Source organism: Pseudomonas nabeulensis, from assembly GCF_004682045.1.
Classification (GTDB): Bacteria; Pseudomonadota; Gammaproteobacteria; order Pseudomonadales; family Pseudomonadaceae; genus Aquipseudomonas; species Aquipseudomonas nabeulensis.
Genome location: NZ_QUZT01000039.1, coordinates 1 through 20,922, shown reverse-complemented (window position 1 = coordinate 20,922; position 20,922 = coordinate 1). Strand labels below are relative to the sequence as shown.

The window sequence follows — 20,922 nt, the reverse complement described above, 5'->3', positions numbered from 1 at the left end:
ACAAAGTCCGAGTAATTTTGTCGGAAAAGACCTGCACCGCCTGTCAGAGGTTTTCATAGCGATTCATGTCCAGTACGCCCTCTTCCACCGGTGTGGTTTCGTGGATGTACGTCGATAAGTCGTGGAAGTACTGCCAGAACAGCGGGTGGCTGCGACGCACGCCCCAACGGTCGACGATCTGCTCGAAGCGCTTGGCATCCTTGGCCTTCTCCATTTCGGCCACGAATTCAGGCACGTCCTGGGCCGGGATATTGAACATGAAGTTCGGGTAGCTGCTCAGCACCCCAGGGTAGATGGTCACGGTGTCCAGGCCCGGCTGATAGCGATAGGCCTCACCCAGCAGGAACGCGACGTTACTGTGGGCGCGGTTGCGCAGCATGCTATAGACCACGCGTTTCCCGGTGGTGGTTTCGATACGCAGCATGGTCGCTTCGGGCAGTTGGTCGATGACCTTGAGCCCCGCTGCCGGGCGCGACGTCAGGCGGCTCAGCGCCTGCTCGGCGTCCTGCAACGCTGGGTCGATGCCATCGCGTGAGCAATACGCACCGCTGCAGCGGTTGATCGGGTCCGGGCTGGCGTTCAGGTCGCCGTAACGGGCGAGCAACTGGTTGGCGAAGTCGCGTTTCGGGTCTTTTTCATCCAGATGCAGGCCGGTGGGCTTGTCATCATCGATGGCTTCGTAATCCAGCCATAGCTTGAGCTTGCCGCTGTTCTGGTACCAGTCGTCGAGGAAATCCTCACGGGTATCGGCTGGCATCAGGCGCAAGAAGTTCTGCTCGGCGCCATTACGGATCAGGTCGAAATACAACCGGGTCTGCGCCTGGTGCGACACATTGCCGAACACATCGAAGTTCACCGCCAATTGGTAATAGGTACGTTCCAGCAGCGGGTAGTCGAACAGCCACATCGTCTGCGGCACTTCACCGATCAGGCCTTTGGTCACCGAGGCGCTGTCAAAGTGGCGGAAAATGCTCAGCAACGCGTTGTCATTACCGGCCCACAGGCTCGACCAGCTTGGCGGCGGAATATCCGCATAGCTGTCACGGCGCAACGCCTCATATTCATTGCGCTTGTCTCGGTAGGCCAGCCAGAGGCTCAGCACACTGCCCACGTCATCGTTCTGCCCCGGCATCGCCAGTAAAGGCGTGGCCTGGCCGCGATAACGGGCATCGGTGATGTACAGGTCGTGATCCGGATCCTGGAACAAGGTCCAGAAGTTATCGCGGATCACGTCCGTGGCAATCTGCCCACGGCACACCGGCCCGCGAATAAACGTACGTACAAAGTATTCGGCGTTATCCAGCATGAACTGGTAGCGCGCCTTGGCCGGGATGGCTTCGAACGTCTCGAAGGGGTTGGCGCGACGACCCGGACCATAGCCCGGCAAGGCGTTGACCTGCCAGTTGCCGGCGTAGAACAGCTCTTTGATACGCGCCATCTTCTCGGCACTGAACGGGTAGGTGATGTGGGTTTTATGCACGATCACACCCTGCACCGGCCACAGGCGGTAATAGACCTGGGTGCCCGGATCATCATTCGGCCGGCGCGTGGCGATCAGGTCAATCGGCTGTCCGCTCGGCGTACGCGAACGCACCCATTGGAAATAATGCCCCGGCTCACCGTTCTCGAAGTAGATATGGGCCAGGAACAAGTGCTCGAACAACCAGCGCGCCACCAGGCTTTCACGGGCGCCGGGCTGGTTGAACAGGTTTTCCCATTGTTGAATCTGCAAGGCTTCCTTCGCGCTCGGCGCCAAGCCCTGCTCATCGATAGGTGCACCGGAGGCCAACCAACGCTGCAAGGTCTGGTATTGCTGGTCGGTCAGGCCGGTGACCGCCAGCGGCATGCCTTCCTTGGGATGGGCACCGGCGTAGGCATTGAACTCACCGGGCAGGGCACACATGTTTTCGCGATTGAGGCCCAGCACGATGTCTTCGGGCAGCTTGGCATTGGGCTGCAACGGCGCGTTATGCCCCAGTTCCAGCATGCGCGCCATCAGCGCCGCCTGGCTGCCCTGGGCATCCAGCACCGAATAAAAGCCCTTTTGCTGCCAGGCCTGCTTGCCAAAGGCGTCGTAGAACAAACGCGTGGTCGGCGTAGCCTTGCTGCGCTCGCCATCGTAGACCGGCACTTTGCTCGCGCCACGGGCCGCGCCCTCGGCACTGCCGAGGTTAAGCTGGCAGGCCGAGTCATAGCAGGCATGGCACGCCACACACTTCTCGGTAAAAATCGGTTGAATATCGCGGGTATAGGACAGGGTTTGTGCCTGTGTGGCACTGGCAACCAGTAACAGCGCGGCGCTGACAAAAAGACGAAGTGACATATATCCGGTTCCGATCCGAGGCGTACGCTGAAAATAAGCCGGTGATTCTACCGGGCCACACCCCAACACAACATGAGCGATATTCATGCAAAACCCGCACATGCTCTAAATCGGCACAGGTTTGCTATGATTCACGCCCTCCGTAATGCCTGACCTAGAGTAGTCCCATGTCCGATCGTAGCGTTCGTCTGCAAGCCCTTCATCAAGCCCTCAAGGAACGCATCCTGATCCTCGACGGCGGTATGGGCACGATGATCCAGAGCTACAAACTGGAAGAGGTCGACTACCGTGGCAAACGCTTCGCCGACTGGCCAAGCGACGTCAAGGGTAACAACGACCTGCTGGTGATCACCCGTCCCGACGTGATCGGCGGTATCGAGAAAGCCTACCTGGATGCCGGCGCCGACATCCTCGAAACCAACACCTTCAACGCCACGCGCATTTCCATGGCCGACTACGGCATGGAAGAACTGGCCTACGAGTTAAACGTAGAAGGCGCACGCCTGGCGCGCAAGATCGCCGACGCCAAGACCGCAGAAAACCCGGCCAAGCCGCGCTTCGTCGCCGGTGTACTGGGCCCGACCAGCCGCACCTGCTCGCTGTCGCCCGACGTGAACAACCCCGGCTACCGCAATGTGACCTTCGATGAGCTGGTGGAGAACTACACCGAAGCCACCAAAGGCCTGATCGAAGGCGGCGCCGACCTGATCCTGATCGAGACCATCTTCGACACCCTCAACGCCAAGGCCGCGATCTTCGCCGTACAAGGCGTGTTCGAAGCGCTGGGTATTGAGCTGCCGATCATGATCTCCGGCACCATCACCGACGCTTCCGGCCGTACCCTGTCGGGCCAGACCACCGAAGCGTTCTGGAACTCGGTGGCGCACGCCAAGCCGATTTCCGTGGGCCTGAACTGCGCCCTGGGTGCCAGCGAACTGCGTCCGTACCTGGAAGAGCTGTCGAACAAAGCCAACACCCACGTTTCCGCCCACCCGAACGCCGGCCTGCCCAACGAATTCGGCGAGTACGACGAACTGCCGTCGCAAACCGCCAAGGTCATCGAAGAATTCGCCCAAAGCGGCTTCCTCAACATTGTCGGCGGCTGCTGCGGTACCACGCCGGGCCATATCGAAGCCATCGCCAAGGCCGTGGCCGGTTATGCGCCGCGCGTGATTCCGGATATCCCGAAGGCCTGCCGCCTGTCGGGCCTGGAGCCGTTCACCATTGATCGCCAGTCGTTGTTCGTCAACGTCGGCGAGCGCACCAACATCACCGGTTCCGCCAAGTTTGCCCGCCTGATCCGTGAAGACAACTACACCGAAGCCCTCGAAGTCGCCCTGCAGCAGGTGGAAGCCGGCGCGCAGGTGATCGACATCAACATGGACGAAGGCATGCTGGATTCGAAGAAGGCCATGGTGACCTTCCTCAATCTGATCGCCGGCGAGCCGGATATCTCCCGCGTACCGATCATGATCGACTCCTCCAAGTGGGACGTGATCGAGGCTGGCCTCAAGTGCATCCAGGGCAAGGGCATCGTCAACTCCATCAGCATGAAGGAAGGCGTGGAGCAGTTCATCCACCACGCCAAACTGTGCAAGCGCTACGGCGCTGCGGTGGTAGTGATGGCCTTCGACGAAGCCGGCCAGGCCGACACCGAAGCGCGCAAGAAAGAGATCTGCAAGCGCTCCTACGACATTCTGGTGAACGAAGTCGGCTTCCCGCCGGAAGACATCATCTTCGACCCGAACATCTTCGCGGTCGCCACCGGTATCGAAGAGCACAACAACTACGCCGTCGACTTCATCAACGCCTGCGCCTACATCCGCGACGAGCTGCCGTATGCGCTGACCTCTGGCGGCGTGTCCAACGTGTCGTTCTCGTTCCGTGGCAACAACCCGGTGCGTGAGGCGATCCACTCGGTGTTCCTGCTGCACGCGATCCGCAATGGCCTGACCATGGGTATCGTCAACGCCGGCCAGCTGGAGATCTACGACCAGATCCCGGTGGAACTGCGCGATGCAGTGGAAGACGTGGTGCTCAACCGCACGCCGGACGGCACCGACGCCCTCCTCGCCATTGCCGATAAGTACAAAGGCGACGGCAGCGTCAAGGAAGCCGAGACCGAAGAATGGCGTGGCTGGGACGTGAACAAGCGCCTGGAACATGCGCTGGTCAAAGGCATCACCACGCACATTGTTGAAGACACCGAAGAGTCGCGCCTGTCGTTCGCACGCCCCATCGAAGTGATCGAAGGGCCGTTGATGTCCGGCATGAACATCGTCGGCGATCTGTTCGGCGCCGGCAAAATGTTCCTGCCACAAGTGGTGAAATCCGCCCGCGTGATGAAACAGGCCGTGGCCCACTTGATCCCGTTCATCGAGCTGGAAAAAGGCGACAAGCCGGAAGCCAAGGGCAAGATCCTGATGGCGACCGTCAAAGGCGACGTACACGACATCGGCAAGAACATCGTCGGCGTGGTGCTGGGTTGCAACGGCTATGACATCGTCGACCTCGGCGTGATGGTGCCGGCGGAGAAGATCCTGCAGGTGGCCAAGGAGCAGAAGTGCGACATTATCGGGCTGTCCGGCCTGATCACCCCGTCCCTGGACGAGATGGTGCATGTTGCCCGTGAGATGCAGCGCCAGGACTTCCACCTGCCGCTGATGATCGGTGGCGCCACTACCTCCAAGGCCCACACGGCGGTGAAGATCGAGCCCAAGTACAGCAACGATGCGGTGGTGTACGTCACCGACGCCTCCCGTGCAGTGGGCGTGGCGACGCAGTTGCTGTCCAAGGAGCTGAAAGCCGGTTTCGTGGAACGTACCCGCGAGGAATACGTGGAAGTGCGTGAGCGTACCTCGAACCGCAGTGCCCGCACCGAGCGCTTGAGCTACGCGGCGGCCATCGCCAAGAAACCGCAGTTCGACTGGAGCACCTACAGCCCGGTCGTGCCAACGTTTACCGGCGCCAAGGTGCTGGACAATATCGACCTGAATGTCCTGGCCGAGTACATCGACTGGACGCCGTTCTTTATTTCCTGGGACCTGGCCGGCAAATTCCCGCGCATCCTCACGGATGAAGTCGTCGGCGAAGCCGCCACCACGCTGTACGCCGACGCTCGGGAAATGCTCAAGAAGCTGATCGACGAAAAACTCATCAGCGCCCGCGCGGTGTTCGGCTTCTGGCCGGCCAACCAGGTGCATGACGACGACCTGGAAGTCTACAGCGACGACGGCAAACCGCTGGCGACCTTGCACCACCTGCGCCAGCAGACCATCAAGACCGACGGCAAGCCGAACTTCTCCCTGGCCGACTTCGTCGCACCCAAGGACAGCGGCGTGACCGACTATGTGGGTGGCTTTATCACCACCGCCGGCATCGGCGCCGAAGAAGTCGCCAAGGCCTACCAGGACGCCGGCGACGACTACAACTCGATCATGGTCAAGGCTCTGGCCGACCGCCTGGCCGAAGCCTGCGCCGAGTGGCTGCACCAGCAAGTGCGTAAAGAACATTGGGGTTACGCCAAAGACGAAGCGCTGGACAACGAGGCGCTGATCAAAGAGCAGTACAGCGGCATCCGCCCTGCCCCCGGCTACCCGGCGTGCCCGGATCACACCGAGAAAGGCACCTTGTTCCAGCTGCTGGACCCCGACGCGCGTGAAATGGAGCCTGGCCGCAGCGGCGTGTTCCTCACCGAGCACTATGCGATGTTCCCGGCGGCAGCGGTCAGCGGTTGGTACTTTGCCCACCCGCAAGCGCAGTACTTTGCCGTGGGCAAGATCGACAAGGATCAGGTGGCAAGCTACACCGCGCGTAAAGGCCAGGACCTGAGCGTGACCGAGCGTTGGTTGGCACCGAACCTGGGTTACGACAATTAATAGCCACTAGCATCCAGGCCGCCGTTGCTGGCGGTCTTTGCTTACCGCCGCCCTGCTGACGAAATACGTTTTGCTGTCGTGGACCGATCACCGGTCCCGTACAGGAAAAAGGATTTCGTCATGCTTCAGCCCGCTCAAGCCGTTCACGAACGTTTTGCAACGCGCCCCACCTTGGTTTCGGTGGTATTCAACGCGCTGCGTGCACACTACCCCACACTGGACCTGCTGACGGTCAAACTGGCGCGCCCTCAGCCTTCCGGCGAGTACACATTCGAACTGCTGTTGAATGTGGCCATCGCCCACGTGCTTGATCCACAACCGCTGGATCTGACTTCACACTTCCTTACGTTGAACCCGCCCCAGCGTCTAGCGTCGCCGAGCGTCGATATGCAGGCCCTGGCCGGTATCATCGACACCTTGCCGGCCACCTTGTATATCCACTTCCAGCAGGCCCTGGCGGACTACTGGAGTGATACCGATAGCCACGGCAGTTCCCGCTGGCAATGGTTGGGCGAGTGGTTGAACGGCCAGATGAGCGTCGCGGCGACCCGCCAGTCCAGCCTGACGGATGCGCAGCGAGAAATACTGTCAATCGTTGCGACCTGGCCAGACACCGATAAACGACTACGTCGGGCCACGCCTGCGGTGTACGTCTACTTCATCGAAACCACCCTGACCAGCGCCGGCCAACAGGTACAACTCCTCACGCCCGACATGCTGTTGGTTCGCGACAAACAAGTGTTGCTCTACCCCACCAACGGCGTTGTGGAATGCTACGACGGTATTGATGCGTTCAGCACGGCCTGGGGGGCACGGATGTACCAACAATTTGCGTTCGACAGCCTGACGTGGAGGCGCAATGAGCCTAACGGCAATGTCTTCGAACGCCAGGCGGGCCTGATCCTCAACCAACAGCTTGAGGACCTGGGCAACCTCTCGTTCCAAGGCTCAAACGAAGAAGCCCTGCAAGCGCGTCTGAATAAGCTGACGGACCCTGCATTGTTGTTTGCCGGCGGCCCGCCTGTTCCCGACGCACTTTCCGCGACATTGAACAGCCAACTCCCGGACTGGCTCAAACAGGCTAATGCCGATGATCGCTTTGCCTATCACCGGCATTTGCAGGATATGGCTCAGGTGGTGAAAAAGAACCAGGGACGCTCATTCAACGAAGGGATTGAAACCCTGCATGGCTTTACCCGCAATGCGTTGCGCAAGCAGATGCAGGCTGATCACGCTGATTTCGATCCCGACCACCTGATACTGGACTTCGCTCTCGCAGCGGGCTACCTCGGAGGCTTCGGGTTTATCACCCATGTGCGCATGACATTGACAGAGCTGGCCGTGAAAAACCTGGCCGGTAAACCCAAGGGCACGCCGACGCTGTCACAGTTGAACAATCAGCCATTGCCGATCTGGCTGACCGAGGACTATCTGCTGGACAACGATGGCTTGATCCAGCGCGTCGATATTGGTACCGCTTACCCCCAGGCCATCAAGGATCTGCTGCTGGGCGACAGCGTCGACGCGCGACGCCGGGAACAGCTGTTTGTCCGCGAGCTAAAAGCCAAGCTGCCCATGCAGGCGCTGGAGTTCAAGATCCGCCAACAAAACGGCCTCACGACCACAGGTTATCGCTACGTGAAGGCGCTGATGGGCGAATCGCCCTCTGATCGCACCATCGATGGCGAAGAAGTGGTACTGAGGCCGCTTGCACTTTGCCGCAAGGCCGAGGCGATACCCGACCCTGCCAATAACCTGTTCATTATCGAGTCGCGCAATCCCAGCGCGGGTCCGCACCTGCTCTATCGACCTTTGTACACCGATTGTCTGCACGAATACCCCACCCGCCAAGCGCTGCTGGATGCGCTGGCCGCACCCGGCGAGCTGCAAGACAGCGTACTGACCTGGCTGACCGACCGGGCCCGCCCCGTCTACGCCCAGGGTGGTTTCAAGGAGCCGCACATCGTGCATTTCCTGCAGGGCGATGAGTTTTCAGTTGCGCACACACCCGCGCCCGCCACTCTCGCGGTAGATGACGGAGCCGAGGAATGGTTGCAGTCGCAGGTCAACGGCCAATTGCTCAACCATCTGTTTGGCAGCACGGCGCGGGCACTGGTCGACCTGGCGGACCGCGAATCGGTATCCAACCACGAAAGCCGCTGGGCCATTGTGATGGAGGGTGCCTGGCTGCTGTTCAACACCTTCCTGCTCCCGTTGGTACGCGGCCCGGCGATGCTGGCCGGTTGGTTCGTGGTACTGGTCAGCAGTGTGCAACAAGACTTCGCCGGGCTGGACAGCAACGATCCGATCACCCGCGAACTGGCGCTGATTGACCTACTGCTCAATTGCGCGATGGTGCTCCTGCACGGCAGCGCAGGGAAAAAGCCACTCAAAAAACCCGAGCAAGGGGACAACAGGTTGCACATGGTGCCCTGGACGCGCCCCGCCACCCCTTCTGATCCACGACGCCCAGCTTCCATCAGGCAAGGATCTGTCGCACTGTCCGGCGAACCGCCGGCAAGCGGCCACACCGCGCTGGACTTCACCCGCTCCATTGCCAGCCCTGAGGCCAGCGCGAACCTGCTGCACGCCTTGCTTTCTGTGAATGTACCCTGGCCGGACACGCTGCCAGCTCCCCAGGACAGCGGCCCACTAAAAGGCCTGTACCGTATCGGCGATACCTGGCACGCCAGCGTCGGCGGGTTGTTTTTTCAGGTCAACGTGGTGCCGGGATTTGGGGATGTCTATGTGGTGCATCCGCAGCGCCCGCACCACCCTGGTTTTAAATTGATCCGTGACAACCAAGGGCATTGGCGTCTGGACCGCCGTGCACGATTGGAAGGCGGCATGCCCAGGGACAGGTTGTCTGAATGGCAGAAACAGCACGATGAACAGGTCAAGGGATTACGTGCAGAATTGGCGGCACTGGGATACCAGTTAGTCGCCGACGAGATCGCCGCCGGCCCGTTGCTGGACGCGGTGAATACTGCGCGCATCAAGCTGGCTGAACAGAAAAAAACACTGCGTCAGGTCTGGGTTTTGCTTGGCAAAGCCTTACCGGCATTGCGGGAGAAAGTCGCCGAGCGCCATGAGCGAGAGATACAACTCACCGCCATCGCCAAAGCCGAGTTTGACATCGCCGTGGACCGCTACCTGCAGGATGCGCAGCGGCGCCTGCCCATCACGCAGCAACACCAGGCAAAAGCCGAACAACTGATGGTCATTGACCGGAGCAACCCTAAAAACAGACGGATGCGCGATATCGCGGTCAACTCCATCGCGGGCTACTGGGGCTCGCTTTACGATATCCAGTTGCAAAAACTGTCCGACACCTCCGAAACCGCCCGCGGCGAAAGCTACGGCGAACTCAGTGATCGCTCTAGCCGCGAGTTACTGGAGAACGTCAACCATGCCTACGAAGAAATCCAGCTCATCTGGCGAGAACAAGTCACGCTATTCAAAAAGATGGCGACGCTGGCAGAAAAGATCGAGACGATTTTGCGCCAGGCCGACCCGGCCTTGCGTAAGTTTCTGACGACAGAAAGACCTGATCACGCCGCTATCTCATCGGTCAGTATCAAGCAAAGCGTATTACTGTTCTTGTCCGAGTTGGTGTTTGATCGCAGCCAGAACTCACGGGAGCCGGCGGAATATCCATTCGTTATGGAGCTGTCGGACCCCAAGCGCGATAAGGTCATCCTGTCCCATGCAGAGGTGCGAGAAACCAGCGGCTACACGGTCAGCGAAGAGAGCGATGTGCTTAAAAGTGTATTGGAGCTCTACGAACGGCTGGAGAATGCGGTCACCTCCTTGTCTGAAATGGGCTCGGGTTTTGTGCGCGAGGAGTACCGCGCGCCGTTTCTGGAGCACCTGCACGACGCACGCACCAGCCTGGAAACGCACCTGGCCGATTTGATTCTCGCCAACGAAGGGTTCGCATCACTACCGGCGTCAACTGCTTCGACCCGCAGCAAACTGCCCGGCAAGATCGTGTTCAAGACCCGTGGTCGGGACACCTTGGTCGGGAATCTGCGCGCTTCCTCACCCGACATTCCCGGAAGGTTGGTGGACATTCAGGACGCCGTCACCAAAAAGGTCGTAGCCACTTACCTTGAACATGCCCAGGAGGGTGTTTGGGTTGAGGTAGTGCCCGCCGAGGCGCCCAGCCCGGCGCCCGCTCCGCTGGTTCGCACTGTCGATGCCATTGCCCGGGAAGCACAAACCGTCATGGCCCGGCGTGCCGGGATCGAACACACCATACGCAACCAGCAAAAAAAGCTGCAAGACCCTACACGCCGCGAGGAAGTCAGACCCCTGGAGTGGGACGAGATGCTGACCCCGCAGGCCAACCAACTGTCGGCCCTGGCCGATGAAATTCAACGTGACCATGCCCATCACGCCAACGCGGCGGTGTTAATTGAATCTTACCGGGAGGCGTCATCCACGCTGATGAAGCTGGCACGCGAAGTGTGCAGCGAAGGGTACAAACAGCAACGCCCCAAAGCATCGAATGTCGCGTATCTGTGGAAATACGGCTTTGTCGACATCAACTTGGTACGCAGGCGTGTCCGCCTCAAAGCCGGAGACTTTCTCACGGAGTACGCCATACGCGACAAAAGCGCGATCGCGGCCGGCAAAAAACCAGAGGATTCCGTGCTGTGGTACGCGCACTTCCATTACCCAAGCGCCGACACCTCTGCCTTCGCACCCACGTTCGGACACTTGAAAACCAGGGAGGAACGCTTGTTTACCCGCAAGGAGCTGATCGAACAAGCGCGCAGCAATAACCGCCAGGTGGTCAACCTGGAGAAAGCGGTGATCTATCCGCCGCTGGATCGGGAGTTGTTCCTGAACCTGGAGCCGCCCAAACGCTGACCGTCGGATTGACTATGCTAGGGAGCAGGGTTTGATAGAGAGGCCGATATGGACGATCCCAGCGACAATAAACCACCGACCTTCTGGCAGATGCTCCATAGCGTCATGGCGGCAGCCTTTGGCGTACAGAGTGGCAAGAACCGTGCGCGGGACTTCACCCATGGCAAGCCCAGCCATTTTGTGATCCTGGGCGTATTGTTCACAGCGGTGTTTGCGCTGACGTTGTTTGGCATCGTCAAGCTGGTCCTGCTATTCGCTGGAATCTAAATAAAAGAGCCCCCCTCGCGAGGGGCTCGATCACCCATTTCAAGGTGAGCAAGGACCCACTTGTCGCCACGGTTTAGCACTGCCGCTCAGGACGAAGTTCTGATCAGGCTGCTGCCCCTGTGTCCAATGGGCGACCGCATAATTGATGCCACCATACGAGACAACGACGCCCGGGGTTGGGTAGGCCGTACTCGGGTTCCAAGGTGCACCGCACGCTCCTGCTCCAGGCCCGGAAGCGGATGGCTGCACAGTCAGGTTTCTGGACAAGATTACCTGGTTGGTGCTCCCTGCCGAGACGATAACCGACACCACTGCGGTCATCGGTTGTTCGGTGGTTGGCGCGGTCAATGTGAGAGTGTCCGTGGTCGCTCCCGTCGACGTAAAGCCTTGAGGGACACTCCAGCGGTAACCGGGTATGCCGCCACCTGGCACAGTCGCCTTGACCACAATCACCCTGGTTTCACCTGAGTTCATCACGATGGGCGACGGCCCCTGGATCTCCCCGCTCGGCAAGTTCGCCGCCAATGTCACGTCCTGCGACAAGACCACGGACTGGCCTTGTGCGTTGGTGATTTCCACTTTGACCGGCACCATTGCGGTCTCGGTCAGTCCCGGAGCAAAGCCCATGGCGGTTGGATTGTTACCGGGGTCTGCAAACCCCGTAGGCAGCATCCACCGATAGGTCAAAGTCGAGGCTGCCGGGTCTTGAGCATTATCGACCTTGAAGAGGTAATGACTTCCACCTTGCACCGATGATGGACCGGTCAAGGTGCCACTTGGCCCGGAACCCGCACCTTGCTTGATGGTTACCGTCTTGCTCAGCAACATTCCCGGCTGGGTCCTGGCAAACTGGGTAGACGCCAAAAAAGGTGCATCCGTGGCCAGAAACTGGATGTTGACCGCTGTGCCGGGTTCAATCGACGCCGGGACCGTCAGCGGTAGACTGTATGAGTTCGGCATCAGCGCAACGCCCTCCTTGATACCGTGAAACAGTGCTGGCGCCTTCCAGTAGTAATACACCTTATGCCCCGTGGCGAGGGGCGCCATGAGCTTTCCGCTCAAGGTTACCGACTGGCCCAATGACAGCTCATCCGGCACATTCCACTCTCCGTTATACCGCCACACTATAGGCGGCACGCTCAACTGCCGAGTCCACGTGTCAGTGGCTCCTCGGCTATCACGAGCGGTCAATGTAATAGTCTGATTGCGGGCTTTGAGCCCGTCGCTCCAGTCAACGCCCAGCCGCCTTGTACCATCGGCTGCGGTAGGGCCTGCTGCAATCAGCGGCTCTTCCACGTTATTCCATCTGTAAGTCACACCGAGCGCGTTGGCGGGGTTCGTAATCGGGCGATACTCCCAGTCCCGCCCGTAGTAAGGCGCATCAAAACCCACCACGCGCTTGATACGAAATGGCGGCTCTGGCTCTGGAGGGAAACCCCGCGCGTATTCGGTCAGCATCTTGTCGACAGCAGCCTTGACGTCAGGCTGTTTGCCTACGGGTTGATTGGCGTCGTGGCCCGGGATGTCATGCCCGGTCTCAACCAGCAGACGCCGCATAAGCTTGGGAGGAACAGGCCCCAGTCCTTTGGCAAAGGCAACACTCTGAACCTGTGCAACTGCCCCAGCCGCGATATACGCGGCAAAGGGGTAATTGAGCACATCGTCCTTGTCATACCGCGAGTAGGTGTTGTGGCCCCCGCCCGGGTGATAACTCGGATAAGCGATATCTGTGGCCCATGTTGCCAAGTCAACCCGACGACCATAATTGGAACCCAGCGATGCGCCTGTCTTCGGATCAATGCCTGCGACATAAATGGCACCGTCATCATTTCTATCAGGATCAAACAGGCCATTGAAATCCGGAGCATCCAGATTCATTGGGCTCGCGGGATGCTGCCCGTTGTCGACACCGCCCGAGGTGCTTAGCACCACATGCACGCCCATTACCTCGGTAAGGATCTCAATCCTTCGTTGCGTACTCTCGTAGGCAACCGACGGCAGTTGACACGTCGTACTGTATTTATCGGTAGGGTTGGCTTTTGGGCATACATCACCCGGGTAGGTCGTATGATCACCAAAGCGCGTCGTGGTGTTGCTGAAATGCGCATCCAGCACCACCACATCTCCAGACTTAAGGCCAAGGTCGTAGATTTCGTCATACAGACCGCCAAACGTCGCCGGTGCAGCGGCCAATTGCGCATTCGGCACAATACCCGCAACACCGACACCATTGTTTTTACCGGCAATAATGCCTGCAGCAGCGGTCGCGTTATTACCCACATCGTAGTAAGTACTGCAACTGAGTCGTTGTGGACCCCGGATAGGCGAGAAGGCGACAGATGGCAGGCTTTCGTGACTGCGATTCCAATAGTTGTTACTGGCGATCACCACGCGCGCGTAATCGCCCTTACCGCCAGGCATTGCACTCACGGCATTGGCATTGATCCCGCCCAACACGTAACCCGCTTCTGGAATCGGACCGGCTTTATATCGGGCCTCCAACTCCGCACTTGCTCGGGCGCCAAGCCTCGCCTTGACGGTATGGCCCACATCCGTTGCCGGGACGTCCGACACGTCGTTTATATCAGCCGACAGCACCAATGCGTTTTGCAAGTAATGTTGTTGGATCTGGTTTCTTTGCGCTGGGGTTTTGGTGCTGACATCGACGGTGAATGAGCGCTCAATGCCATAGCTGGCTTTGAGTTCATTTTGTCTGGCGCTGCGTTTGAACGACGAGCCGATGTCCGGGATTGACTGTGCAAGAGCATTCAATGAGCGCTTGACGGAGGCGTCTGTCACTGCCTGCTGCCTGAACTGAGATAAATCATTCTTGAGCTGAACAACAATGATTGCACCGGGCGTCGCGGCTTGCACTCCGGTAGTGAGCAATGCAATTGCAGCTACTGCTGTAGCGCAGGCAAGAGGAATTCCAACTCTCTCCCTCCGCCAGGTATGGCTCTTGAGGGTGACCATGGTGGTAGTCCTGTGTAGATGTCGGTATGAAGCGAGCCTCCTTTAAACCTGTACCTACGATGTACGACCGGCCAGGCGCATCCAGCACCTCGCACCACCAGCAATCACGCCACCACATCACACTACGGTTTCAACACGCAATTTCGTAGTGCTATTGAGTCTAGGGTACTTTTCGCGCCCAGGCAGGCAGCCGTTACTGCATCAATAACTGCAAACTGAACGGATAACAGTAGGTTCCAGGCTTGCCCAAGGCGGATAACCTGCGAAAGTCGACGCCGTAGCTGCGCTCGGAATAGCGCACACGCAAATCCAGGCCGAGGTCCTTGGCCGCGGCCTGCATGAATTGCGCGTAACCGACCCAGAAGGTTTCCGTCGACATGCCAAGGTTGGGAAACACCACTGACGTCGCATGAGCCATCGCCCCGTACGCCGCCCCCAGCAACCACACGCCGGTAATCAGAACCTTCACATATTGTTCAAGCCTTGAATACTGACCGCCATCATAATGGCAATGCGACATTCAATCGAGGCTCAAGCAGACGGTCCTATTGGTGGCTCACCCAGAACACAGCAGTTCCCACCACCAGAATAATCAGGAACAGAATGGCCCAGGCGTCCACGGTACTGTCGGGTTTACGGGCTTTTGTCGGATTGCTCATCGCATCGCCTCTTGTCGGTTTTGTAGGTGATTGCACTAAGACTCGACCTCAGTTAAGTCCATGCTTGTCCATATGACAAATGTGGTTATGGCGAGAACCAGTCTCATTAGTCATTTTGGTTATTTGCATATACTCAAACATCACTTTTGCGCATAAACGCAAACTGGTATCGTGCGCCGGCTCCGTTGGGAGTGCGCGGCCGTGCGCGCAGATTTGCCGAGAACAGGACCTATATGTACGTATACGACGAATACGATCAGCGCATCATCGAGGACCGCGTCAAGCAGTTCCGTGATCAGACCCGACGCTACCTAGCAGGTGAACTGAGCGAAGAAGAGTTCCGCCCTCTGCGCCTGCAAAATGGCCTTTATGTTCAGCGCTTTGCGCCGATGCTGCGGGTAGCCGTGCCTTACGGCCAACTGACTTCGCGCCAGATGCGCATGATGGCCAAGATTGCCCGTGACTTCGACAAAGGCTATGCCCACATCAGTACCCGCCAGAACGTACAGTTCAACTGGCCGGCCCTGGAAGATGTGCCGGATATCCTGGCTGAACTGGCCACCGTGCAGATGCACGCCATTCAGACCAGCGGTAACTGCCTGCGCAACGTGACCACCGACCAATTCGCCGGGGTTGCCGCCGACGAACTGATCGACCCACGCCCTTGGTGTGAAATCGTCCGTCAATGGACCACCTTCCACCCGGAATTCGCCTACCTGCCACGCAAGTTCAAGATCGCCATCAATGGCTCGACCTCGGACCGTGCGGCCATCGAAGTGCACGATATCGGCCTGGAGCCGGTGTACAACGCAGCCGGTGAGCTGGGCTTCCGCGTCCTTGTGGGTGGCGGCCTCGGCCGGACTCCGGTGGTCGGTGCCTTCATCAACGAGTTCCTGCCGTGGCAGGACCTGTTGAGCTACCTCGACGCTATCCTGCGGGTCTACAACCGCTATGGCCGTCGTGACAACAAATACAAGGCCCGGATCAAGATCCTGGTCAAAGCGCTGACCCCTGAGGTATTTGCCCAGAAAGTCGACGCCGAGATGGAACACCTGCGCGGCGGCCAGACCACCCTGACCGACGCCGAAGTGCATCGCGTTGCCAAGCACTTCGTCGACCCTGAGTACAAGGCCCTGAGCAATCAGGACGCCGAGATCGCCGCCCTCGACCTGGAACACCCAGGTTTCGCCCGCTGGCGTGGCCGCAACACCCTGGCGCACAAGAAGCCCGGCTACGTTGCCGTGACCCTGTCGCTCAAACCAACCGGTGTTGCCCCAGGCGATATCACCGACAAGCAACTGGACGCCGTCGCCGATCTGGCCGACCGCTACAGCTTCGGCCAACTGCGCACCTCCCACGAGCAGAACATCATTCTGGCGGACGTTGAGCAAAGCCAACTGTTCACCTTGTGGGGCGAGCTGCGTGAAGGCGGTTTCGCCACGCCGAACATCGGCCTGTTGACCGACATCATCTGCTGCCCAGGCGGCGACTTCTGCTCCCTGGCCAATGCCAAGTCGATCCCGATTGCCGAATCGATCCAGCGCCGTTTCGACGACCTGGACTACCTGTTCGACATCGGCGAGCTGGACTTGAACATCTCCGGCTGCATGAACGCCTGTGGTCACCACCACGTTGGCCACATCGGCATCCTGGGCGTGGACAAGAAAGGCGAAGAATTCTACCAAGTGTCCCTGGGTGGCAGCGCCAGCCGCGATGCGAGCCTGGGCAAGATCCTTGGCCCGTCCTTCGCCCAGGAAGCCATGCCCGAGGTGATCGGCAAGTTGATCGATGTGTACATCGAACAGCGCACCGAAGATGAGCGTTTCATCGACACCTACCAGCGCATCGGCATTGACCTGTTCAAGGAGCGCGTCTATGCAGCGAATCATTAAGAACAACGAAGTCCTCGACGAAACCTGGCACCTGCTGCCCAAGGACGCGAGCTTCGACGGCATCTCCAACTGCGACGACCTGATCGTACCGTTGGCGTTGTGGCGCGAACACGGCCACGCCCTCAAGGCCCGCGATGGCGGCCTGGGTGTGTGGCTGGACGCCGATGAGGAAGCCGAAGAGATCGGTGCCGACGTGGAACACTTCCAGGTCATCGCGCTGAACTTCCCGGCGTTCACCGACGGTCGCAACTACTCCAATGCGCGCCTGCTGCGTGACCGTTACGGTTACAAAGGCGAGCTGCGGGCGATTGGCGATGTGCTGCGCGACCAGTTGTTCTACCTGCGCCGCTGCGGGTTCGATGCCTTCGCCCTGCGCGCCGACAAAGACCCGTACGAAGCGCTGGAAAGCCTCAAGGATTTCTCGGTGACGTACCAGGCTGCAACGGATGAACCGTTGCCGTTGTTCCGCCGTCGCTAAGCACTCGCTTACGAAAAACCCTGGCATGCCAGGGTTTTTTTATGCGTTCAATTTGATCGACGCGAGCACCTGCTTTTGCCCCATGCTGCAGGGGACTCCTTCCGGCTGCGCCCGCACCGCCTCTATCACGCCCAACAATTGCGCCTTGCTGTGGGCCAACTGGGCTTGCATCTCTTCGATCTGCTGCACCTTGCGCTCCAACGCCTCAATCAGTTCCTCGCGCTTGTGCTCCCCCGGCGCGGGCATCAACGCCTTGAGTTCCTGCAAGGTGAAGCCGGCCTGCTGCGCGCTCTGGATCAACTGCAAGGTCTGTAATGCCTCGGGTGCATAACGTCGATAGCCATTGGACTGGCGTCCCACCTGGCTGATCAAGCCTTCGGCTTCATAAAAACGAATACGCGACGCTGCCAATCCGCTCTGTTTTGCTAACTCACCAATATTCATCGCCAGGCCTGCTTGACATTAAAGTTAACTTTAAGCTTAGCCTGAGGCCTCCCCCGCTCAGGAGTCAACCCATGTCACCCTTTGAAGCCTTGCAACTGCCCAATGGCCAGATCCTTTCCAACCGCATCGCCAAGGCGGCGATGGAAGAGAATATGGCCGATGCGCACCAGGCGCCGTCTCGCGAACTCAAGCAGTTGTACAAGGCCTGGGCCGAAGGCGAGCCCGGCTTGTTGATCACCGGCAACGTGATGATCGACCGCCGTGCCATGACCGGCCCCGGCGGCGTTGCCCTGGAAGACGAGCAGCAATTGCAGAGCTTTCGCGAATGGGCCGATGTCGCGCGGGGCAAGCACGTGCATTTCTGGGTGCAGCTCAGCCATCCAGGCCGCCAGACCCCAGCCAATCTGCGCCAGCAAGCCATTGCACCGTCGGCCGTTGCACTCGACCTGGGAGGCTTCTCGAAAATGTTCGCCAAGCCCAAGGCCATGACCGAGGAGGATATCCAGGACGTGATCCAACGTTTTGCCACCAGCGCTCGCCTGGCCGAAAAAGCCGGGTTTACCGGGGTGCAGATCCACGGCGCCCACGGCTATCTGATCAGCCAGTTCCTGTCGCCCCTGAGCAACCAGCGCACCGACCGCTGGGGCGGCTCCCTGGAGAACCGCGCTCGCCTGCTGCTGGAAGTAATTGCCGCCGTGCGTGCCAGCGTCAGCCCGTCGTTCTGTGTAGGGGTCAAACTCAATTCGGCGGACTTCCAGCGCGGCGGCTTTGCAGAGGCCGATGCCCGCGCCGTAGTCGAGATGCTTAACCCCTTGCCTATTGACCTGTTGGAGCTGTCCGGCGGCAGCTACGAGGCGCCGGCCATGCAAGGCGAAGCACGGGACGGCCGCACCCTGGCACGCGAGGCGTACTTCCTGGAGATGGCGACTTCATTGGCCGCCATCGCCAAGATGCCGGTGATGGTCACCGGTGGCATCCGCCGCCTGCCCATCGTGCAACAGGTATTGGACAGCGGCATTGCCATGGCCGGTATCGCCACGGCCCTGACCCTGGAGCCGCAGCTGATCAAGCACTGGCGCGAGGGCCGCGATCCCAACCCGCAACTCAAGCCGATTGACTGGAAGCGCAAGCCCTTGGCGTCGCTCGCCATCCTGGCAGTGGTGCGCTACCAGATGCACCGGCTCAGCCGCGGCCATTTGCCCAAGGCCAAGGTCGCGCCTTGCGTGGCACTGGTGCGGGACCAGTGGTTTATCGCGCGGCGTACCCGGCAATACCGCGCAACCATGACGCAATCTTCACATTAAGGGCGGAGCATTCGCCGTGATCGAACTGTCCCCTATTGATCAGCAGTTTTTAACCTCACTGACGATTGGAGTTCTTCATGGCGAAAATCAACCTGGCCCAACAGTTGGCGACCACCCTTGAACAGGCGGGCATCAAGCGCATCTGGGGCCTGACCGGCGACAGCCTCAACGGCCTCACCGACGCCCTGCGCACCATGGACAGCATCGAGTGGATGCACGTGCGCCACGAGGAAGTCGCCGCGTTCGCCGCCGGTGCCGAAGCCGCCGCCACTGGCGAATTGACGGTGTGCGCCGGTAGTTGCGGGCCGGGCAACCTGCACTTGATCAATGGCCTGTTCGACTGCCATCGCAACCATGTGCCGGTGCTGGCGATTGCCGCGCAAATTCCGTCCACTGAAATCGGCCTGAACTACTTCCAGGAAACCCATCCCCAGGAGCTGTTCAAGGAATGCAGCCACTTCGTCGAGTTGGTGACCAACCCCGAGCAAATGCCCCAGGTGCTGCACCGCGCCATGCGCTCGGCGATCCTCAATCGCGGCGTGGCGGTGGTGGTGATTCCCGGGGACGTTTCGCTGCTGGAGGTGGAGGACAAGCTCAAGCCATGGCCCGCCCTTCACGTGCCACGCACGCTGCCGGCGGAGCAGGACCTGCAACGCCTCACCGATATTCTCGAAAGTAGCCAGAAAGTCACCCTGCTGTGCGGCAGCGGCTGCGCGGGCGCCCATGATCAAGTGGTGGCCCTGGCCGATGCCTTGGGCGCACCGGTGGTGCACGCCTTGCGCGGCAAGGAGCACGTGGAGTGGGACAACCCGTTCGACGTCGGCATGACCGGCCTGATCGGTTTCAGCTCCGGTTACCACGCCATGCTCGATTGCGACACGCTGATCATGCTGGGTACGGATTTTCCGTACCGCCAGTTTTATCCCACCGATGCAAAAATCATCCAGGTTGACTTCAATCCGCAAGCACTCGGACGGCGCGCCACGCTGGACCTGGGTATCGCAGCGGACGTGAGTGAAACCATCGGCGCCCTGCTCCCACGCCTGACGCGCAAGACCGACCGCAGCTTCCTCGAGACATCGTTGAAGCACTACGAGAAAGCCCGTCAAGGCCTGGATGACCTGGCGCAACCGTCCAAGGCCAACCGGCCGATCCATCCGCAATACGTAGCGCGTTTGCTCAGCGAACTGGCGGACGAGGATGCGATCTTCACTGCTGATGTGGGCTCGCCGACCGTATGGGCGGCGCGCTATTTGAAGATGAATGGCAAGCGTCGACTGATTGGCTCGTTCAACCACGGCTCGATGGCCAATGCCATGCCCCAGGCGATTGGCGCGCAGGCAGCGTTTCCGGGGCGGCAGGTGATCTCGATGTCCGGCGATGGCGGTTTCGCGATGCTGATGGGGGATTTCATCTCATTGGCGCAGTTGAAGTTGCCGGTGAAAGTCATCGTGTTCGATAACTCGTCCCTGGGGTTTGTGGCCATGGAGATGAAGGCGGCAGGTTATCTGGACGCCGGCACCGAACTGAAAAACCCGGATTTTGCGGCCATGTCCAATGCCATGGGTATTTTGGGGATTCGTGTGGAGCAATCCGAAGACCTGGAGCCCGCCCTGCGCCGCGCGCTGGCGCATGATGGGCCGGTGTTGGTGGATGTGGTGACGGCGAGTCAGGAACTGGTGATGCCGCCGACGATCAAGCTGGAGCAGGCCAAGGGGTTCAGCCTGTATATGCTTAAAGCAGTGATGAGTGGACGCGGCGATGAAGTGATTGAACTGGCGCGCACCAATTGGTTGCGCTGATCTAAAAATGTGGGAGGGGACAAGCCC

General features: G+C 59.6%; 10 protein-coding genes and 1 pseudogene. 7 read left to right on the top strand and 4 right to left on the bottom strand.

Going from position 1 to position 20,922, the window contains the following annotated elements:
- Positions 1-43: 43 nt before the first annotated feature.
- Entirely contained in the window at positions 44-2,323 is a 2,280-nt protein-coding gene (locus DYL61_RS19710) for a fatty acid cis/trans isomerase (protein ID WP_135309711.1), read from the bottom strand.
- A gap of 167 nt (positions 2,324-2,490) precedes the next feature.
- Here DYL61_RS19710 and metH point away from each other — a divergent pair, with 167 nt between their 5' ends.
- From metH to DYL61_RS19695, 3 genes are all read left to right on the top strand, one after another.
- A complete protein-coding gene (metH, locus tag DYL61_RS19705; protein WP_135309710.1) occupies positions 2,491-6,201 on the top strand; it encodes a methionine synthase in 3,711 nt (1,236 codons plus the stop codon).
- Positions 6,202-6,321: 120 nt separating this feature from the next.
- Entirely contained in the window at positions 6,322-11,076 is a 4,755-nt protein-coding gene (locus tag DYL61_RS19700) for a dermonecrotic toxin domain-containing protein (RefSeq protein WP_135309709.1), read from the top strand.
- A gap of 48 nt (positions 11,077-11,124) precedes the next feature.
- A complete protein-coding gene (locus DYL61_RS19695; RefSeq protein ID WP_135309708.1) occupies positions 11,125-11,343 on the top strand; it encodes a DUF2970 domain-containing protein in 219 nt (72 codons plus the stop codon).
- A 39-nt stretch (positions 11,344-11,382) separates the two neighbouring features.
- On the opposite strand, the gene DYL61_RS19690 is transcribed toward DYL61_RS19695, so the two are convergent.
- Entirely contained in the window at positions 11,383-14,316 is a 2,934-nt protein-coding gene (locus DYL61_RS19690) for a S8 family peptidase (RefSeq protein ID WP_135309707.1), read from the bottom strand.
- A 283-nt stretch (positions 14,317-14,599) separates the two neighbouring features.
- Positions 14,600-14,734 (bottom strand): annotated as a pseudogene (locus DYL61_RS31425) (LacI family transcriptional regulator); the annotation flags it as partial.
- A gap of 474 nt (positions 14,735-15,208) precedes the next feature.
- Here DYL61_RS31425 and DYL61_RS19680 point away from each other — a divergent pair.
- Positions 15,209-16,867: a nitrite/sulfite reductase gene (locus DYL61_RS19680; protein WP_105698109.1), complete on the top strand. Its 1,659-nt coding sequence runs from the start codon at positions 15,209-15,211 to the stop codon at positions 16,865-16,867.
- Positions 16,851-17,345, top strand: coding sequence for a DUF934 domain-containing protein (locus DYL61_RS19675; RefSeq protein ID WP_003235539.1), 495 nt, complete (start codon positions 16,851-16,853; stop codon positions 17,343-17,345). The genes DYL61_RS19680 and DYL61_RS19675 overlap by 17 nt, the downstream gene beginning before the upstream one ends.
- A gap of 39 nt (positions 17,346-17,384) precedes the next feature.
- On the opposite strand, the gene DYL61_RS19670 is transcribed toward DYL61_RS19675, so the two are convergent.
- Positions 17,385-17,789: a MerR family transcriptional regulator gene (locus tag DYL61_RS19670; protein ID WP_135309706.1), complete on the bottom strand. Its 405-nt coding sequence runs from the start codon at positions 17,787-17,789 to the stop codon at positions 17,385-17,387.
- Between the two features lie 71 nt (positions 17,790-17,860).
- On the opposite strand from DYL61_RS19670, the gene DYL61_RS19665 reads away from it, so the two are divergent.
- Both DYL61_RS19665 and poxB read left to right on the top strand, forming a co-directional pair.
- A complete protein-coding gene (locus DYL61_RS19665; protein ID WP_135309705.1) occupies positions 17,861-19,093 on the top strand; it encodes an NADH:flavin oxidoreductase/NADH oxidase family protein in 1,233 nt (410 codons plus the stop codon).
- A gap of 77 nt (positions 19,094-19,170) precedes the next feature.
- Positions 19,171-20,895 carry a ubiquinone-dependent pyruvate dehydrogenase gene (poxB, locus tag DYL61_RS19660; protein WP_135309704.1) on the top strand — a complete coding sequence of 575 codons (1,725 nt, stop codon included), beginning with the start codon at positions 19,171-19,173 and terminating at the stop codon, positions 20,893-20,895.
- The last annotated feature ends 27 nt before the right edge of the window (positions 20,896-20,922 follow it).